This window comes from Methanocella paludicola SANAE (assembly GCF_000011005.1).
GTDB lineage: Archaea > Halobacteriota > Methanocellia > Methanocellales > Methanocellaceae > Methanocella > Methanocella paludicola.
The window spans coordinates 1509106-1525000 of record NC_013665.1; the positions used below are offsets into that span (position 1 = coordinate 1509106).

The 15895-nt window shown below is 48.6% G+C and carries 14 protein-coding genes, 1 tRNA gene and 4 rRNA genes; 8 read left to right on the plus strand and 11 right to left on the minus strand.

Annotation, left to right across the window (positions count from 1 at the left end; genetic code table 11):
- The first annotated feature begins 5 nt into the window (after positions 1-5).
- Positions 6-707, plus strand: coding sequence for a TIGR00295 family protein (locus MCP_RS07620; protein ID WP_012900261.1), 702 nt, complete (start codon positions 6-8; stop codon positions 705-707).
- Here the strand turns inward: MCP_RS07620 and MCP_RS07625 are convergent.
- From MCP_RS07625 to arcS, 6 genes are all read right to left on the minus strand, one after another.
- Positions 694-999 (minus strand): hypothetical protein, encoded by a 306-nt coding sequence (locus MCP_RS07625; protein WP_012900262.1) that lies wholly within the window; start codon positions 997-999, stop codon positions 694-696. The two genes, MCP_RS07620 and MCP_RS07625, sit on opposite strands and share 14 nt — an antisense overlap.
- Positions 1000-1079: 80 nt before the next feature.
- A complete protein-coding gene (locus MCP_RS07630) occupies positions 1080-1682 on the minus strand; it encodes a nitroreductase family protein (protein ID WP_012900263.1) in 603 nt (200 codons plus the stop codon).
- Positions 1683-1847: 165 nt separating this feature from the next.
- Positions 1848-2351, minus strand: a complete 504-nt coding sequence (locus tag MCP_RS07635; RefSeq protein WP_012900264.1) for an amino acid-binding protein — start codon at positions 2349-2351, stop codon at positions 1848-1850.
- Between the two features lie 52 nt (positions 2352-2403).
- Positions 2404-2961 carry a nitroreductase family protein gene (locus tag MCP_RS07640; protein WP_012900265.1) on the minus strand — a complete coding sequence of 186 codons (558 nt, stop codon included), beginning with the start codon at positions 2959-2961 and terminating at the stop codon, positions 2404-2406.
- 13 nt (positions 2962-2974) lie between these two features.
- Positions 2975-3994 carry an archaeosine biosynthesis radical SAM protein RaSEA gene (locus MCP_RS07645; protein ID WP_012900266.1) on the minus strand — a complete coding sequence of 340 codons (1020 nt, stop codon included), beginning with the start codon at positions 3992-3994 and terminating at the stop codon, positions 2975-2977.
- Complete coding sequence (arcS, locus tag MCP_RS07650) at positions 3991-5781, minus strand: archaeosine synthase subunit alpha (RefSeq protein WP_012900267.1); 1791 nt, start codon at positions 5779-5781, stop codon at positions 3991-3993. The genes MCP_RS07645 and arcS overlap by 4 nt, the downstream gene beginning before the upstream one ends.
- Before the next feature lie 276 nt (positions 5782-6057).
- Here arcS and MCP_RS07655 point away from each other — a divergent pair, with 276 nt between their 5' ends.
- Together MCP_RS07655 and MCP_RS07660 are read left to right on the plus strand one after the other, a co-directional pair.
- Positions 6058-6231 carry a hypothetical protein gene (locus MCP_RS07655; protein WP_012900268.1) on the plus strand — a complete coding sequence of 58 codons (174 nt, stop codon included), beginning with the start codon at positions 6058-6060 and terminating at the stop codon, positions 6229-6231.
- A gap of 148 nt (positions 6232-6379) precedes the next feature.
- Entirely contained in the window at positions 6380-7318 is a 939-nt protein-coding gene (locus MCP_RS07660; protein WP_012900269.1) for a carboxypeptidase-like regulatory domain-containing protein, read from the plus strand.
- Positions 7319-7400: 82 nt separating this feature from the next.
- Here MCP_RS07660 and rrf (MCP_RS07665) read toward each other — a convergent pair.
- Positions 7401-7521, minus strand: a 5S ribosomal RNA gene (rrf, locus tag MCP_RS07665).
- Positions 7522-7966: 445 nt separating this feature from the next.
- Between rrf (MCP_RS07665) and MCP_RS15390 the strand changes: the two genes are divergently transcribed.
- Positions 7967-8857 carry a hypothetical protein gene (locus tag MCP_RS15390; protein ID WP_012900270.1) on the plus strand — a complete coding sequence of 297 codons (891 nt, stop codon included), beginning with the start codon at positions 7967-7969 and terminating at the stop codon, positions 8855-8857.
- Positions 8858-8923: 66 nt separating this feature from the next.
- Complete coding sequence (locus tag MCP_RS07670) at positions 8924-9643, plus strand: hypothetical protein (RefSeq protein ID WP_012900271.1); 720 nt, start codon at positions 8924-8926, stop codon at positions 9641-9643.
- A gap of 302 nt (positions 9644-9945) precedes the next feature.
- On the opposite strand, the gene rrf (MCP_RS07675) is transcribed toward MCP_RS07670, so the two are convergent.
- Positions 9946-10066, minus strand: a 5S ribosomal RNA gene (gene rrf, locus MCP_RS07675).
- A 295-nt stretch (positions 10067-10361) separates the two neighbouring features.
- Between rrf (MCP_RS07675) and MCP_RS07680 the strand changes: the two genes are divergently transcribed.
- From MCP_RS07680 to MCP_RS07690, 3 genes are all read left to right on the plus strand, one after another.
- Complete coding sequence (locus MCP_RS07680) at positions 10362-10937, plus strand: hypothetical protein (RefSeq protein WP_012900272.1); 576 nt, start codon at positions 10362-10364, stop codon at positions 10935-10937.
- A 27-nt stretch (positions 10938-10964) separates the two neighbouring features.
- Complete coding sequence (locus MCP_RS07685; protein ID WP_012900273.1) at positions 10965-11354, plus strand: hypothetical protein; 390 nt, start codon at positions 10965-10967, stop codon at positions 11352-11354.
- 79 nt (positions 11355-11433) lie between these two features.
- A complete protein-coding gene (locus tag MCP_RS07690) occupies positions 11434-11988 on the plus strand; it encodes a hypothetical protein (RefSeq protein WP_012900274.1) in 555 nt (184 codons plus the stop codon).
- A 32-nt stretch (positions 11989-12020) separates the two neighbouring features.
- Here MCP_RS07690 and rrf (MCP_RS07695) read toward each other — a convergent pair.
- The 3 genes from rrf (MCP_RS07695) to MCP_RS07705 all read right to left on the minus strand — a co-directional run bounded on the left by rrf (MCP_RS07695) (position 12021) and on the right by MCP_RS07705 (position 15770).
- Positions 12021-12141: ribosomal RNA gene (gene rrf / locus MCP_RS07695) — 5S ribosomal RNA — on the minus strand.
- Positions 12142-12306: 165 nt separating this feature from the next.
- Positions 12307-15215 (minus strand): 23S ribosomal RNA (locus MCP_RS07700).
- 482 nt (positions 15216-15697) lie between these two features.
- Positions 15698-15770, minus strand: a tRNA-Ala gene (locus MCP_RS07705).
- Positions 15771-15895 lie beyond the last annotated feature (125 nt).

Sequence of the window (15895 nt, forward strand, 5' to 3'; positions counted from 1 at the left end):
GTACGATGCCTTCCTTGAAAAAACAGGACGCTCTTGCTCTTTTAAAAAAATACGGTGCCGACAGGCGGGTCATGGAGCACATCCTCGCTGTACGTGACTACGCCATGGAGATAGCCGGTAAGGTCGACTGCGACCGGGACCTTGTTGAAGCCGGCGCTCTTTTACACGATATCGGCCGCACGAAGTCCCATGGCATGGACCATGCCATTATCGGCGCTGAGATCCTGAGAAAAGAAGGCTTGGACGAAAGGATCGTCAATATCGTGGAGCGCCATATCGGCGCCGGCCTGACGGCCGAGGAGGCGGAAAAGCTGGGCCTGCCGCCTAAGGACTACGTGCCGAAGACCATCGAGGAAAAGATCGTCTGCCATGCCGACAATCTTATCGGAAGCACGGAACGCGTGTCCATCCAGGATACGGTCGCGATGGCGAAGAAGAAGTGGTTCCCTGAGTCCGTAGAACGGCTTATTAGCATGCATTTTGAGGTGTTCAGGCCTGATATCGTCATTCTCAGTGAAAATGCGTCTGGCGGCGATCTGGAGCGTTTGAGACGTATAGCGGATAAGTATCTGAAGAGTTTCGACCTGCTCTATAAGTTAAATGTTGATAATGGTATAGCCCGGCTGGCGCTTTATGGCCAGGATAGCGCAAAGGCTGCCAGGTACCTTATTTCTAAAGGTATAGCCGATCCCGCTAACACTTCTTAGCCTGCTTCCGCAAGTCCTCGACGCGGCCTTCGGTCATGGAGTTATTGTATCGTAGCGTTGCCAGGTACTCGGCATCGTCCACCACAAAGAGAATGTCCTGCGTCTTATGGTCGCCCTGGCTCTGAATAGGCGTAAATCGCTTAATACTCTCCTTCCCCGCTATGGACCGTATTTTATCCAGGATGCGGTCGCGGATCGCCAGCCGCTCTTCGCCGCGGCCCTGGTCATCCATAGACGGATGAGGCTTTTCTTGTATTACGATACCCTCGATCTCTTCCAATTTGCCGAACATACAGATCCAGCATATAATAAATCGGCAGGGAAATAAAATTTTACTGCGAATATCATCTAATGGGCAGATTTTCCGATGATTTAGAAGAACACCTCGTCTTTAGTGAAGCGTACTTTTTTCAGCGGCTTATCCGCGGCATATCCCAGGGCGACGAGCAGGGTTGGGACGAGGCCTGGCGGAAGCTCGAGTATGCGGGCCAGCTCTTTAGCGTTGAATCCGCCGAAGAGCGATGAGTCAAAGCCCAGGGACCTGGCCCCGTTTACCGCGTTACCGACCGCCAGGAACACATCCCATTGCGAACGGCTAAGCCTCTCCTGTGGCTCCCGGGCCATGATCATCTTTGCCACCGTCGCCATGTGCTCGATGACGTCTTCCGGATACCCGGCAGCCTTCATTTTTTCATCAAGGCGTTTCCAGTGATCGTTAAGTTCCTTATTCGCACAGAAAACGAGAAGGTGAGAGCAGGTCTTTACCTTTTCATGGTTGAATGGCATTATGGCGGGCAGGAGCTTTTCTTTAACGGCCGGGTCGGATATGACCTTGATCTTCCACGGCTGAAGGTTATCGGCGGACGGTGCATATCTTACTACATCGAATAGCTCAGTGAGCTTCGCTTCGTCGATCTTTCTCCCGTCGAACTTTTTAACATTATAACGCTGCTGGACCAGGTCCTTGAAATCCATGTTCTATATCTCCCCGACGATCGGACAATGCTATATATAAATATTATATATTTATTATATTTATATGGCACGTATTAGAGGCATATAAATAACTAGCAGTTCCATTCCAGGCCGGTATGGTCTAGTTAAAAACTATATCTATAAATAAAAAAGAGCCTACGCCGCTCACTGAATCGTAACGCTCTTGACGCTCTTCAGCTTCCGCAGCTCGCTCACGAGCTCGCCCGGGATCACGTCGTTCGTGATGACGGTCATCTTAGGCTCGTCGGTGAAGAACGGGTCGTCGGTGACAGCCTGGCGGATGCTCAGGTTGAACATGGATATGACGGAAGTGACATCGTTCAGGATCCCGATGTTCTGTGCGTTATCGGGAGTTATGATGATCACGCCGAGGCCCAGAAGCGGGGCCACATCCTTAAAGGAGGCGATGGAATGAATGTTCATGAAAACGCGCTTCAATATATCGTCCTTGAGGATCATCTCGGTCGTCGCGTCCACGACGCGCCGGTCCACACCTACTTCCCTGGCGATCTGCGTGTGCGGTATCTCGATCCTGCCCGAAACTACATGGCCCTGCCCGTCGACCTGAAAGCCCCGCTCAAGTAAGAGCCTTACCACTTTTTCCTGGGAAGGCATGCCCTTGAACTTTCCGATGATCTCGCTCCACATAACCTCAGTCCTTCTTCGTCATATTTGCATCCGATACTAAATAAAGGTTATTTTATTTGAGCTGGCGGCCGTACTTGTTCCTGAACACGGTCTCAGTTATCGGCTTCCGCGAGTCGGCGCGGATGGCGGACCTCATGGCCGAGCCCACTAAGCTTTTTAGCGGATTTTCCTCCGGATACCCGAGCGGCGTGACCGCTACTACTCTCATGTTTTCCGGTATATCCAGCGCCCTCTTAACGGAGTCTTCGTCGAACATGCCGCCTATCCAGCAGGTGCCGAGTCCTTCGGCCGCTGCGGCAAGAATGAGGTGCTCCATGGATATGCCCGCGTCGAGCATATAATAGTCCTTGCCACCCTTGTGTCCCGAGTTCGACGGGTCGGCGCAGGTGATGATGAGCATGGGCGCGCCCCACCCTACAACTATGCCTGATACGATATTCGGGAACAGAGCCGGGTCATCGACGACCACATATCGTGTACATTGCCTGTTCGCCCAGCTAGGCGCCCACCGGGCTGCCTCGAGAATCCTTTCGAGCACGTCTTCCGGCACCTTTTTAGCCGTGTATTTCCTGATACTCTTCCTGTTCTTTATAACTTCGTAGAATTCCATGCCCGTTACCTCGCTAATAGATCAACGGTGAACCGAACGTCCAGCCCTCGAGCTCCAGCGTCTTTTCCCATAGCAGGCGGCAGTCGCACTTCAGTCCGTCGAACGACCTGATGTCCTGGGTCATCGAATATTTTCTAATTGCGTCCGCAAATTCGTAGTCGCACACGTGGCAATTGTGAGGCCCGCGTGCCTGGCCTGCCGCAAGCGGATCGGACATGATCACGGAGTTCGTCTTTCCGTGCACGCGCTTAATGATTTCGACGATGGTCCAGAGCCATGGCGGCCTGTAGGCGTTCTTCCTGAACAGTTCGTCAACGATGGTGCCCCGCTGCACGTTGCACAGGTTAATTGATATCGTGCCGGCGTATGGCGCAGCATCAAGCACGGACTTAATCATGTCCTCCATCGCGTCCTTCTCCGTGAGGAACGGCGGCTTCAGTAGAAGGTAGGCCTTCGTGGTTATACCGTACTTTGCGGCCGTCTCGCTCGCTTTAACGAAATCCTTGAACAGGAAATTTTTATTGATACAGTCGATGCGGACCTTATCGTTAGATGTCTCCAGGCCGATGGCCACTTCAAGACGGACGCCATGCTTTTTCGCGTCCTCCATTGCCTTGTCAGTGACGAACTCGGGCCTGGTCTCGATGATGACCTTCGATGCCTTCTTCGACAGGCCGGAAAGTATCTCGTCCCTCGCCTTTTCCGGCACCTCGCTTTTATCGAAAAAGCTGCCGGAGGTGAAAAGCTTGACCACGCTGCCGTCGATCCTTTCTTCTACGGAGCGGTATTGGGCTAAAATGTCCTCGACGGTAGGCGGGGTGATTGCGGCGTCATAGGTATAACCGCACATCGTGCAGCCTCCTTTTTGCGCCCAGTAGCAGCCCTTTGTCCTGAATATGATGGTGTTGGACTTCACCGCCTTACCGTCCAGCAGGTCCTCGCCGGTCCAGAAGCCCACCGGCTCCGTAGGCGGATAAGGCTTGATGCGCTGTCTCTTCCTTATGTCCTGCATCACGTCGCTTAACTGAGTCATGATAATTTCTCCACATGCCTGAGCTCCACGGCCATACCCCTCGTGGACAATGTCATCTCATATCCGCTCATTTTCGCCTTGCCGACTGCAATAGCCTTAGGCCCTTTTACCAGGACGTCGTCGCCCGGCCTGATCTGCATGCTCGCTCCGATGACGCCGGGCGCCAGTACGCTGCCCTTCGGGATGAAGTCGCCGATCTCTACGACGTAGTCCGGCTCGAGCCTCATGCGCCTTGCCCCTTCCAGCGTTAGCGACAGCGAGCCGAAGTCGGGCGATATGGAGCACAATTGCTCTTTACCGTCAAAAAGGACAAACCTCGGGAACTTGCCCCGGACCATTCCATTATCAGGAACCAGCAGCCTGCCTTTGCCGGCGCCGAACTCATAGTCGGCCATGCCGCGGAACATGTCCAGCATCGTCTCTTTCATGCCCCTCGGCCTCGTGCCAAGCTCCGAAGCTGCAGCGCCGATGGCTTCTACCAGGCTCGCCAGCGACTCGTCGCTTGTGATGCGCCCTTTCGATGTGAATACCATGTCACAGCCCGTTTGTTTGCAGACCTCCACGTATGGGCCCTCAACGTGGGCTATGACCTTCTTAAAGTGATGCGTGTCTATGTAGTCCCGAAGGCAGGTCGAGACCCACTGCCGCTCTTCCAGGTCCCACACGCCTGTGACCGTAACATCATAGTGTGCGGCCGGATAGACCAGTTCCAGTTCCCTTGGTACGACACCCATGGGCGATGTCAATATCAGCTCGTGCACGTAGCTCCGGTACTTGCCTAGCGCCCTGGCCAGGGCCATGTGAGATTGAGAAGTCGAATATGGCTTCCTCGCCGAGCAGGGAATAATAAGGAGAATGTCACCTTCGGCCTGGAACCGTCCCATGACACGCTCCGCAAAGCGCCTCACTTCGACACGGTTCTGGGATTCGGCCGAGCAGGCCAGAAGCTCCGAGGACCGGTAGGTGGGCGTGCGCTGTTCAAGGTAATTATACTGGGCGTCGGCCAGCCTGAGCAGTCCGGTAAGCCATGGCCGGGAGCGGCACTGCTTTTCCACGTACTCCCGCAGCATGCCCCGGCGGATATGGAGCCTTACGCGTTTTAGCTCCTCCTCGAGCTTCAGGTAATTATGCCGGGCCAGGAGCGCATAGCGTTCGGCCGCAGGCAGCGACTTCAAGCCATCGGCCGCGCGGCTACGACAGATCTCGCATGTGCAGGGCAGGTCCGATAGCTCATCGAGCTTGAACTCGCCATCCTCAGTCAAGTAAAGGCCCTGGTAGGCCTTCGCCGTGATCAGCACATCGTCGACGACGTCAGCGCCCATATAAATTAATAAGGAGAGGTTCTCTGGGGTGGCCAGCGCGGGCACGTAAAGGGCAGTATCGGGCATCGCCGAAGCCCTGATCTTGATAAAGCTCTCCAGAAGCGAACGCGAGTCGCCCTCGATGGCACGGGCGCCCGCCATAACGTACATATCGGCACCTTCAACTAACCAGTCAGGGTGAACGACCGCCCCCCTGGGCGCCTCTTTACAGGCATTCTCCCGGACGGGTGGCGTGAATAGCTGCACGAACTCACTGCCGACACGATAAGGAAGCCCCACATGCGGAGGCACATTAAAAGCATCGATGGCGCAGGAAACGGTTTCATTGAGCAGGGCACTCCCGCCATTCATTATTATACCCTCGGGCGGCCGCTCGATGTAAGGAGTCTCTATGCCGCCCCTGACCAGGAGCCTTCCCAGTCTCGCGGCGCCGTCCCTGTGCGTGACCTCGAAAAAACGCGTCAAATGTCTCTACCTTCGAGCCATACATCATCCTATGGGATTAAATAACCTTTTCGCAATACGGCCCTTTCCGCCGGGGCATCGTGGAAGGGTAATTAGGCTAAATAACCTGATCAAAGGGCTAATTAATCAAAGCTTCGTCAAATTAGTGCTGAATATTGATAAAAATTTTATTTTGGTATCATATGCGCCATTGATTGCTAAAAAAGCCTATTTTCGCTATTTACATGGAGAACATACAATAGAATATGCGCTTAGTTAATATTTAGGTGTGACCCTATGGCACGAAAAGAAACCAAAGGAGAGATGACAGTAAAAGAAGCTGGAAGAAAGGGTGGTAATACCACCAAGCAGCGTTACGGCGAGGGCTACTACGAGAATATCGGTAAGAAGGGTGGCCAGAAAGTCCGTGAGCTGATCAAGAGGGGAAAAGAAGCGATGTCGAGGAAGTAGGCCCTCTTTCCCTACTTTCTCTATTATATGAAAAACGAAAAACGTTATACTGCTTTTTGTTCAATTAGCTTATCTTTGGTTTACAGATCATTATAAAACCTATTTATAATCGTGTAATTTTATTTGGTATATAGGCACTTGTGGTCGGATGTCATTGAGGATAATGAGGATTAGCTATATCGTCGTGCTGTTGGCCTGTATATCCTGCCTTGCCATTCAGTTAGCATCAAACACAGGATATGCAAAGAAGGTGCCGGGAGCGTATGTCGTCGGCTACGTGCTAGACGAGGAGGGAAAGCCGGTGCCGGGTGCTACGGTCACGCTGTGGCAGGACGGCGAGCTATGGTATTCGAATTACCAGTATGGTAACTGGCATAACCCCCAGCTATCAAGGATCGCCTATTCTAATGATTATGTAGGCGGCAATCTTAGAGAAGGTGGCTTCATGTTCGGCTTTATGTATCCTGGTAATTATACGTTGACAGCCGAAAAGGATGGATACAAGGTCAACTCCACGAGCTTTTACGTTAATGAAAGTTCGATGAGCGAGCTCGTCAGTAATCCGGTACCTATCCCGGTAAATGTTACGTTGAAAGGGTATCACGTCCCCACGCTCACACCTCAGCAACAGGCCTATACCGGAGCTATTGTGGGAGAAATTCGAACTGCGCATGGCTATAATACATCAGGCGTGAACGTATCGCTCTGGCAGTACGGCCATATGGTGGACCTGCCGGATAATCCTCAGGCCTCGTTAGGGCGAAATTATTCTGGCCGGAAGGTCGATTATCTATTCGAGCACCTGGCTCCTGGAAACTATACCGTTATGGCCCAGGATTTTGAAAGCAATGAATCCGTAACAGTGGGAGTAGGCGATCATCCGATGAGGGCGGATATAGTCCTGACGCGTTCGCTTCATCAGCCATACGGTTGGGCTGATGTTAGTTTTTCACCCACAGTGGGTGAGTTTTTGCCGTCAGCTTTCCCGCCTTCGAACAGCAATAAGCCAGCTCCCACAATACCCTTGCTTATGGTGCTTTTTACGATCGGGGTTGTGGCATATATTATACAAAAGAATAAGCATTAATTATTTTTTTAGTTTACCTAAATAGTGGTCACTCTATGAGTTTTAATCGTTTTAAAATAGTTATTAGGTGTCGTGTGTGGGTGGTTGGCGGCGTTCCAGGTTTCCCGGGGACTCGCGTACCTCAGTACTGGCTGGGACGTGGGCGGGCTTAACTTCCGGGTTCGAAAAGGGACCGGGTGTGCCCCGCCGCTGTGGCCGCCAAAACCACCAAACCGATAAGCGATTTTTAAACGATAAATTCGTAATTGTTTAAAAATTAATTACTAATTAAACTTATTTTCAGCTTTTAGTGGCTTATTCTCATAGTTGATGGATGATGACAGAATTTATTTATATCCACCAAAATAAATGCTTGTATAATAAGCGTCGCCTAATCCTGCGCCCGGCCATCCGTCCAGAGAAGACCGGACACAGGTGCCAAAAGGCAATGAGAGGTTAGATTTTATTATAGATAAAGTCTCGTCTGGAGCCTCCCGAAGGCGGCGCTAAGGGAGGTTGATATTGTGAGACATAATAGATTAATGTATAAAACAATGATTATAACCATTGTTATAATCGTTGCGATGGTATTAGTGCCATTAGTTTATGCAATTAGTAATGAGTCATCGTTGATAAAAAAACTCACAGTATGATTTTGAAGACCCTGTCATGAAGAAAGTAATAGAGCTGAGATCGAAAGGTTTGAATGATACTGAGGTAGTTAAAGAATTAGAAAAAGAAAATATGTTTTTCGATCCCTTGACTGGAGATAGGGGAATTGGAAGACGTCCAACGCCTGAAGAATTAAAATATTTGCCAAATCGACTTAATCGGTCAATTTATCAAACGCCATATTCCGAATTAAATAACAATACAATTAATGGATATGCAGGTAATATGGGGATTCTTGGACATACGACGGGAACACAAACTAATGTAGTATTTAGTACATCACAACGCTATCGACAAATCGAAGGATGGATGAAGCCGGGGTCATTGGCAGTAATGCGTGGAGGGACATATAGACATTTAATTACAACTCATGCAACTGAAGAGAATTATGCAGGTGATTGGGAGGAAGCAGGAATCGTAAGCTGGGCTAATGAAGATGGATCAACCACTAATTACATGTTGTTCACTTATACCAATATAGGCGACAGCTGGGCTTTTCATGGAACAGTAAGCTCGACATCGGATGTCAAATTAAGGATTGAAATTGGAGTATACGATTTCTACTACCAGGGATATCCATACAGGGTATACTTTAATGATAATTGGTTTAGGACTGTGTATATCAATAGGTATAACGCAATATTTGACCAATCTAATGAGGCATGGAGGTCTAGTGAATGGGACCCATATACAGTTGATACAAGCCATTCGATATTCCATGGCTCCTATCTGAAGACGACGGATGGAACGATAATACCGTGGAATAACCAGATAGATGACTACAGTTACTGGGCCCCGTACTTTAATTGCCCAATGGGTTCAAGCTGGAGGGAAGACCAACCAGGTCCAACGTGGACTTTTGAAAGTTGGGTAAATCCAAATAATTAAGCTTTGATGCCATACATATCCGATATGTATGGCATTATAATTTAATAATATAATATATGTGATTATATGAATAAACTCATAAAGTATATTATGATTATAATACTATTGTTAATTATTATAGGTATATTATCATATTTGTTTTTAACTGGTCGAGTCGGCACTTTTGGGAATGAAAAATTAAAAGCCGAAAGAATAGCTACTTCAAATTGGACTGTTATTAATTATATAATATTTAAAGATTATAAGGTAGGTGATGTAGGTGTAGTTAGTATTAATAGAACAGATTGGTACTATAATTCAGGATATATAAACGATTCAAAATATTATATAGTACCTATAGCTGCTGGTGAAAAACCAACGAGTAGCAATTTAATAGTTATTGTCGATGTGATGAAAAATAGTGTGTTAAGTATAGATCAATACAGCGCTCACGGTAAACGTTTACCTATGAGTGGTTTTGCTATCATACCTCCTGGTTCATTTTGGTATCATGAAATTGATGGATATAAACCAATGGCCCTCGTAACTCAGATTAAGCCCAATGAATCGAATTGGAATTCAATTATATTAAGTAATGAAAGTTTTACTGACTTGTATAATAAAATAAAAAATAATCAATCAATAAGCCCTTATGATACTAGTCAAAATGTTTATGAACTTAATGTGATTGAAAATAAACAATATTATAAAATATTTAATGAATCTATTAAATATTTAGTTGTTAGGAATAATTGCGTAGATAAAGAAATATCAATATATTATCATATTGAACCAATGTTAGATTAATATAGGGAGTTATTGCGTTATTATTGTCTGTAAGTAAGAAAAATGGTAAACGTTGTATTATACTTACTCGTGGTTCGGATTTTATCCGTTTGCCTAAGGTGATCATAATTGGGGGGTCCGCGATGCATCGCGCGGAGCGTCCTTTAAATCGGAGCGTTGGCGTAGTCCTCTTTAGCCTCAGCAGAAAAAAACGGGGTGCCTAACCATCCTTGTGGTTCAAGCTGGTTTTTTTATCGTTGATCATGTATACTATTGTTTGTGTTATGCTGTTAAAATGGTTTAAAAGTGTGTCGTGTGTGGGTGGTTGGCGGCGTTCCAGGTTTCCCGGGGACTCGCGTACCTCAGTACTGGCTGGGACGTGGGCGGGCTTAACTTCCGGGTTCGAAAAGGGACCGGGTGTGCCCCGCCGCTGTGGCCGCCAAACCCCTCAAAGGGCTATTTAAACGGTAAATTTGTAATTATTTAATAATTAGTAGCTATATTAACTTATTTTCAACGTTTAACCGCTTATTGTCATAGTTGACAGATCGTTAGAGATTCTATTTATATGGCTCCAAATAAATGCTTGTTTAGCAAGCGCCGCTTAATCCTGCGCCCGGCCCCCGTGGAAAGAAGACCGGGAACAGGCGCCCGAAGGCAATGAGAGGATGAACTTTTTCATAGATAAAGTCTCGCCTTGAGCCTCCCCCTGGCGGCGCTTCTGAAAGGGAGGAATCAAATGAAGACTAATATAAAGTTTGGAGCGCTGTTCATATTGGCTATTTTCATACTAGCGATAACAGCGCTTGGAATGGCTGGTGCACGATCCCAGACAGAGGGATTGGCAGATACAGATTCAGGGTATGGTGAACATGCGGAACTCATTAAGGCAATTAGAGATTACCTAACTGGTAAATCTGATAGACTTCCGCCTTATAATGAATATAAAAATTCCGAGGAGAATAAAATAAAACCAACATATAGAGAAGCCCCTAGACCATTAATATATAATGACACGTATAATAAAGATAATATAAGCAGTATGTCAATAAGTACTATACCGACAAGGGTATATAGTCCACATTGGTCGAATACCTATATCGGATTCGGTAATAAAGATGGTGGACCAAGAGCATGGTTTGAGGATGGCGTAGTCGATTGGTTATACAATCTGGAGAACAATGGCAAAGAAGAATTTGTAATGCACCAGTGGGGGGATGGTGACGCTGAAAATTGTATCCAGATGACGAGATACGATAATACTATAACATTCACAATTTATAGTAAAGCATTTGCATATCCATGGATAGACTGATGCTATTTCCCCTCGACCCACGATTTTATGATCTATGTCAGACCAGTAGGCATAGACGGTAATGGCAATTACAATAGAGTGGAATACTGTGTATATGACTTGGATACGAGCACTGCATATGTCAAGACATTCACACTACCTAGAGCTGAGCACATAAAAGATGTCGATATTGCACTTGAAAAATATTACGAGGACGGAGAGCCCAGACCTGGCATGGTCAACTCGTGGAAGTATGTAAGGGACTTCCATGCCTATGACCTATCCGGGTCAATGTTGAATCTGCCTAACAACGAGCATATATTTGAATATTACACGGATAATGTAGCGAATTATTACTACAGGGACCTGTACGGGTATTATGGAAATATATACATAACGAGATATGATCCAAGATACTCCCCTCCGCCACATCCTTGATAAACTATTGCCCCCTTTGCCAGGGGGCATATACTTTTAAATTGAATGTATATAATTCGTAAATATGAATGGTGATTAGATGGTAAAGACATCATTGGAGGTTATATTTTTTATTTTATTAACGTGCACGATTTTATTTGGTGGTTGTATAGTGGGCGATAATAAACAGAATGAATTACCAACTAATAAATATATTGCCGTGGAGGAAATTCAGTGGGATCACGGTGTAGTGGTCGAAGGTTATTTTGAGCATATAAGAGAAGCCGTGCCAGCCACTATTGTTGAGTATGACAGTGCAGGAAAATATGTAGAGAATAACAATAGCCTCAAAATATTGTATGGTTTCTATCATTCCTACGACATGCCTGAGGGAATGTGGAGGGATTTAAATATAAGCGGAATATATGAATATCCTTATCAACTAGAATCAGGGGCAAAAATAATTGGAACAAACCGTAATGGCACAATAATATTATCTTATAACAATGAAACCATCCCTCTAGACGTCGGGAAAAAATGGGAATCACCTAATGTTGAGACGCGGTTTGAGGATCGGAGTTATCCAAATGGTGCCTATAAGGTAAAAATTACAACTACGTGGACGATTGAAAATAAGGGGATATACAATAAATAAACTGATGTATTATCAAATGTGTCTTGGTGGGTGGTTGGCGGCGTTCCAGGTTTCCCGGGGACTCGCGTACCTCAGTACTGGCTGGGACGTGGGCGGGCTTAACTTCCGGGTTCGGTATGGGACCGGGTGTGCCCCGCCGCTGTGGCCGCCAAAACCACCACACATATGACTGTGAGGGCCGAATATTGGCCTGTTTGGCTCGTTCGGGCTTGTTGTGCTGCGTCTTTGTGCTCTTTGGATTTCGCTTTGGATTGTAATAGCACCTTTACGGTGTGTCACCCCTTTACGGTGTTTTCGGTGTCCAAATGTGCTAATTTGTGTTTTGGTGGGTCGAGTGTTTAGTGGTTGCGGGTTGAGCACCTCGTTGCCTTGGTGCGTACGCCCCAACTCTATCAAACCAGTCTTCTACTGGCACTCGGTGGCAGTCTCGTTTCAGGGTGTTTTTCGGGCTTAGATGCTTTCAGCCCTTACAACTTAGCGCGTGGCTGCACGGCCCGCCCTGTCGGACGACCGTTAGACTAGCGGCGCCGTTGCCTTGTTCCTCTCGTACTAAAAGCAACTTTCCCTCAGACTGCTTTGCACCCCTAACAGATAGTAACCGACCTGTCTCACGACGGTCTAAACCCAGCTCACGATCTCCTTTAATAGGCGAACAACCTCACCCTTGGCCGCTGCTGCACGGCCAGGATGGAAAGAACCGACATCGAGGTAGCAAGCCGCCGGGTCGATATGTACTCTTGCCGGCGACGACTCTGTTATCCCCGGGGTAGCTTTTCTGACATCAATGTCCCCCACATTGGGGGAGCATTGGTTCGTTAAGCCCGACTTTCGTCTCACGAAACCTTGTTGTGCGGTTGCGTGTCAAGCCAACTTATGCCTTTACACTCTTCACCGAGTTTCTGACTCGGTTGAGTTGACCTTAGGGCGCCATCGATACCTTTTCGAGGGCGTGCCGCCCCAGCCAAACTGCCCGCCTATCGATGTCCCAAGTTAGGTTAGGGTCGCAGTCACCAAAGGATAGTGTCTCATTGTCCCCTCCCCCCAGACTGGCGCCTGGGGCTCGACGGGTCCTATCTACTCTGCACAATGGTGGCCGCAACCCAACGACAGGTTGCAGTAAAGCTCCACGGGGTCTTCACTTCCCATTAGGGGTCCCTAGACTCTGCACTAGGATGTAATGTTCACCGGCGCCTGGCCAGGGACAGTAGAGCGCTCGTTGATCCATTCATGCAAGCCGCCAATTAAGCGGCAAGGTACTACGCTACCTTAAGAGGGTTATAGTTACCCCCGCCGTTGACGGGCCCTTCTTCCCCTTGTACGAGGTTTTCAGGTACCCGCACTGGGCAGGATTCACTGATCGTACTAGATCTTACGATTTGGCGATCAGCTATGTTGTTATTAGACAGTCAGCGCTCCCTCGTCACTGCGACCTGCTCCTCACGGAGCAGGCACCCCTTATCCCGAAGTTACGGGGCTAATTTGCCGAATTCCCTTGGCCAGGGTGTGCCGACACGCCTTAGTCTTCTAAACTAGGGGCACCTGTGTCGGATCTTGGTACGGATCCTCTGTTCCCTTTTCACGGGTTCCCCGCGTGACACTGCTTACGTCATCACATATTACACGCTTTCTCACCATTACGGTTCTCCAGCATGCTATTAGCTTGAACAGGCTGACAGGCCTGCCAGCGCTAGCGGGAAACGTCAGTTTTAGCACAGAGAAGTACAGGAATATTAACCTGTTTCCCTTTTGACCAGCTCCGGTTGAGGCTGGTCTTAGGACCGACTAACCCTCGGCTGACGATCATGGCCGAGGAAACCTAGCCCTTTCGGCGGCACGGATTCTCACCGTGCTATGCTGCTACTAATGCCAAGATTTTCTTACCCGCGCGCTCCACAGGACCTTACAGCCCTGCTTCCACGCCCGCGGATTGCCTCCCTACGAAATCACCTTGCGGTGTTCCAGGGTCTCGGTTGTCGACTTGAGCCCCGTCCATTTTCAGGGCCCCAAACCTCGACTGGTAAGCTGTTACGCTATTTTTAAAGGGTAGCTGCTTCTAAGCTCACCTCCCAGTTGTCTAGGGCTTGGGACGCCTTTCAGTGTTTACACTTAGTCGACAATTAAGGACCTTAACCCTGGTCTGGGTTGTCTCCCTTACGGACTAGAAGCTTACCCCCCAGCCCGGACTTCCCACCATCTACAACGAGAGCGACTTTGGAGTTTGACAAGGGGACGAGCAGTTTCCCGCCCGGCTCCCCTAATCAGTGCTCTACCTCGCCCACAATCTCCGGTGAGGTCATACTTCGATATGTTTCGGGAGGAACCAGCTGTTTCCAAGTTCGATTGGACTTTCACCCCTAGACACAGGTCACGCGAACGATTTGCATATCAGTACCGCTAACGATCCTCCACGTAACTTTCGTTACGCTTCGATCTGCCCACGCCTAGATCACCTGGTTCCGGGTCGTGGCCCAATGACTCCGCGCGAACCCACGCCGCCCCTCGAAAAACTGCGGGCTTGTTGCTTTCGCTACGGCTTCCCCAATAATGGGTTAGCCTCGCCATTGGACCCCACTCCTTGGCCCGTTCTTCAAAACGTACGACAGGACACTGGCAACCGCTCTCGTACAACACCCTCGCGAGTGCTTCCTTCGAGCGGAAGATCCTTTCATGCCCATGTCGCTCCATCGCCGTCCGATTTCAGGCTCTTTTAACCTCCCTATTCAGGGTGCTTTTCAGCTTTCGATCACTCTACTATTGCGCTATCGGTCTCGAGATATATTTAGCCTTGGAGGAATGTGTCCCCCAGTTTCCCGCGAGATATCCGACCCACGGTACTCAAGAACTCGCCACATCCTACTCGCTACGAACACGGGGCTATCACCCTCTACGGCCCCCCGTTCCAGGGGAGTCATTCTCACGAGTGTCGGACTAAAAGGCGGTCTTACAACACCACATCTCCTTGCCCTCTCGGGCAGGATTCGGTTTAGGCTCTGCTGTGTTCACTCGCCGTTACTAACAGCATCTCAAATTGATTTCTCTTCCAGCCCCTACGCAGATGTTTCAACTCAGGGCGTTCCCAACCCTTATCGGGTCATACGAGAAGTCTCATTAGGAAATCCCGGGCTCAAAGGCTCCATGCGCCTCCCCCGGGCTTATCGCAGCTTGGCACGTCCCTCATCGGTCCTCGAGCCAAGCCATCCACCGGACGGCACAGCAACACCAAAACAATTTGATCATCAAAACCCCTATTTCGGAGCGTTGACGATTTGCTAGTTATGCCCTTTCGGGCGTTAGCACACCCTTGACTTTTACATCAAGGACTTATTTGGCCACTGTGACAAATTTACCTACGATCTATGTTTGCGAATTCGTTTGTAAACTCAGAACCCTTTCGAGTCCCTCCATTACAATCCAATTCAGCGTCCAAAGACACACATATACACAGCATCACTTGCAAGACTAAACCAATGACATTAACCTGTGAAGTGGAATACGCCTTACCGGGAGCGTACTTACGAACGTCCCCGCCTGAAGCGTACTGTCACGGCTTTTGCCTGTGCATCAACCCCTTCCCCACCCACACTCTTGTGAGTAGGTGCACCGAGCACGATTATCATTACGTTTTATATTGACGTTTTTTTCCTCTTTCGAGGCTCATACATTGATGAGAGTGAGATCCGCTAAAACTCCGCAGAGCATTAGTGGATAGTGGACTTGCTGGGATTTGAACCCAGGGCCTCCGCCTTGCAAAGGCGGCGATCTTCCAGCTGATCTACAAGCCCCTCTGAAGGCAGACCTTTGGCCTGTCCATATTAGATTCGTTCAGTCGGTTGTTTTTCGAGTTTTCCCGGCCCGTGCGTCCTTACGGACGTTGCAAGGCAAATGTTTTTTTGTTTTACGTGAGTTC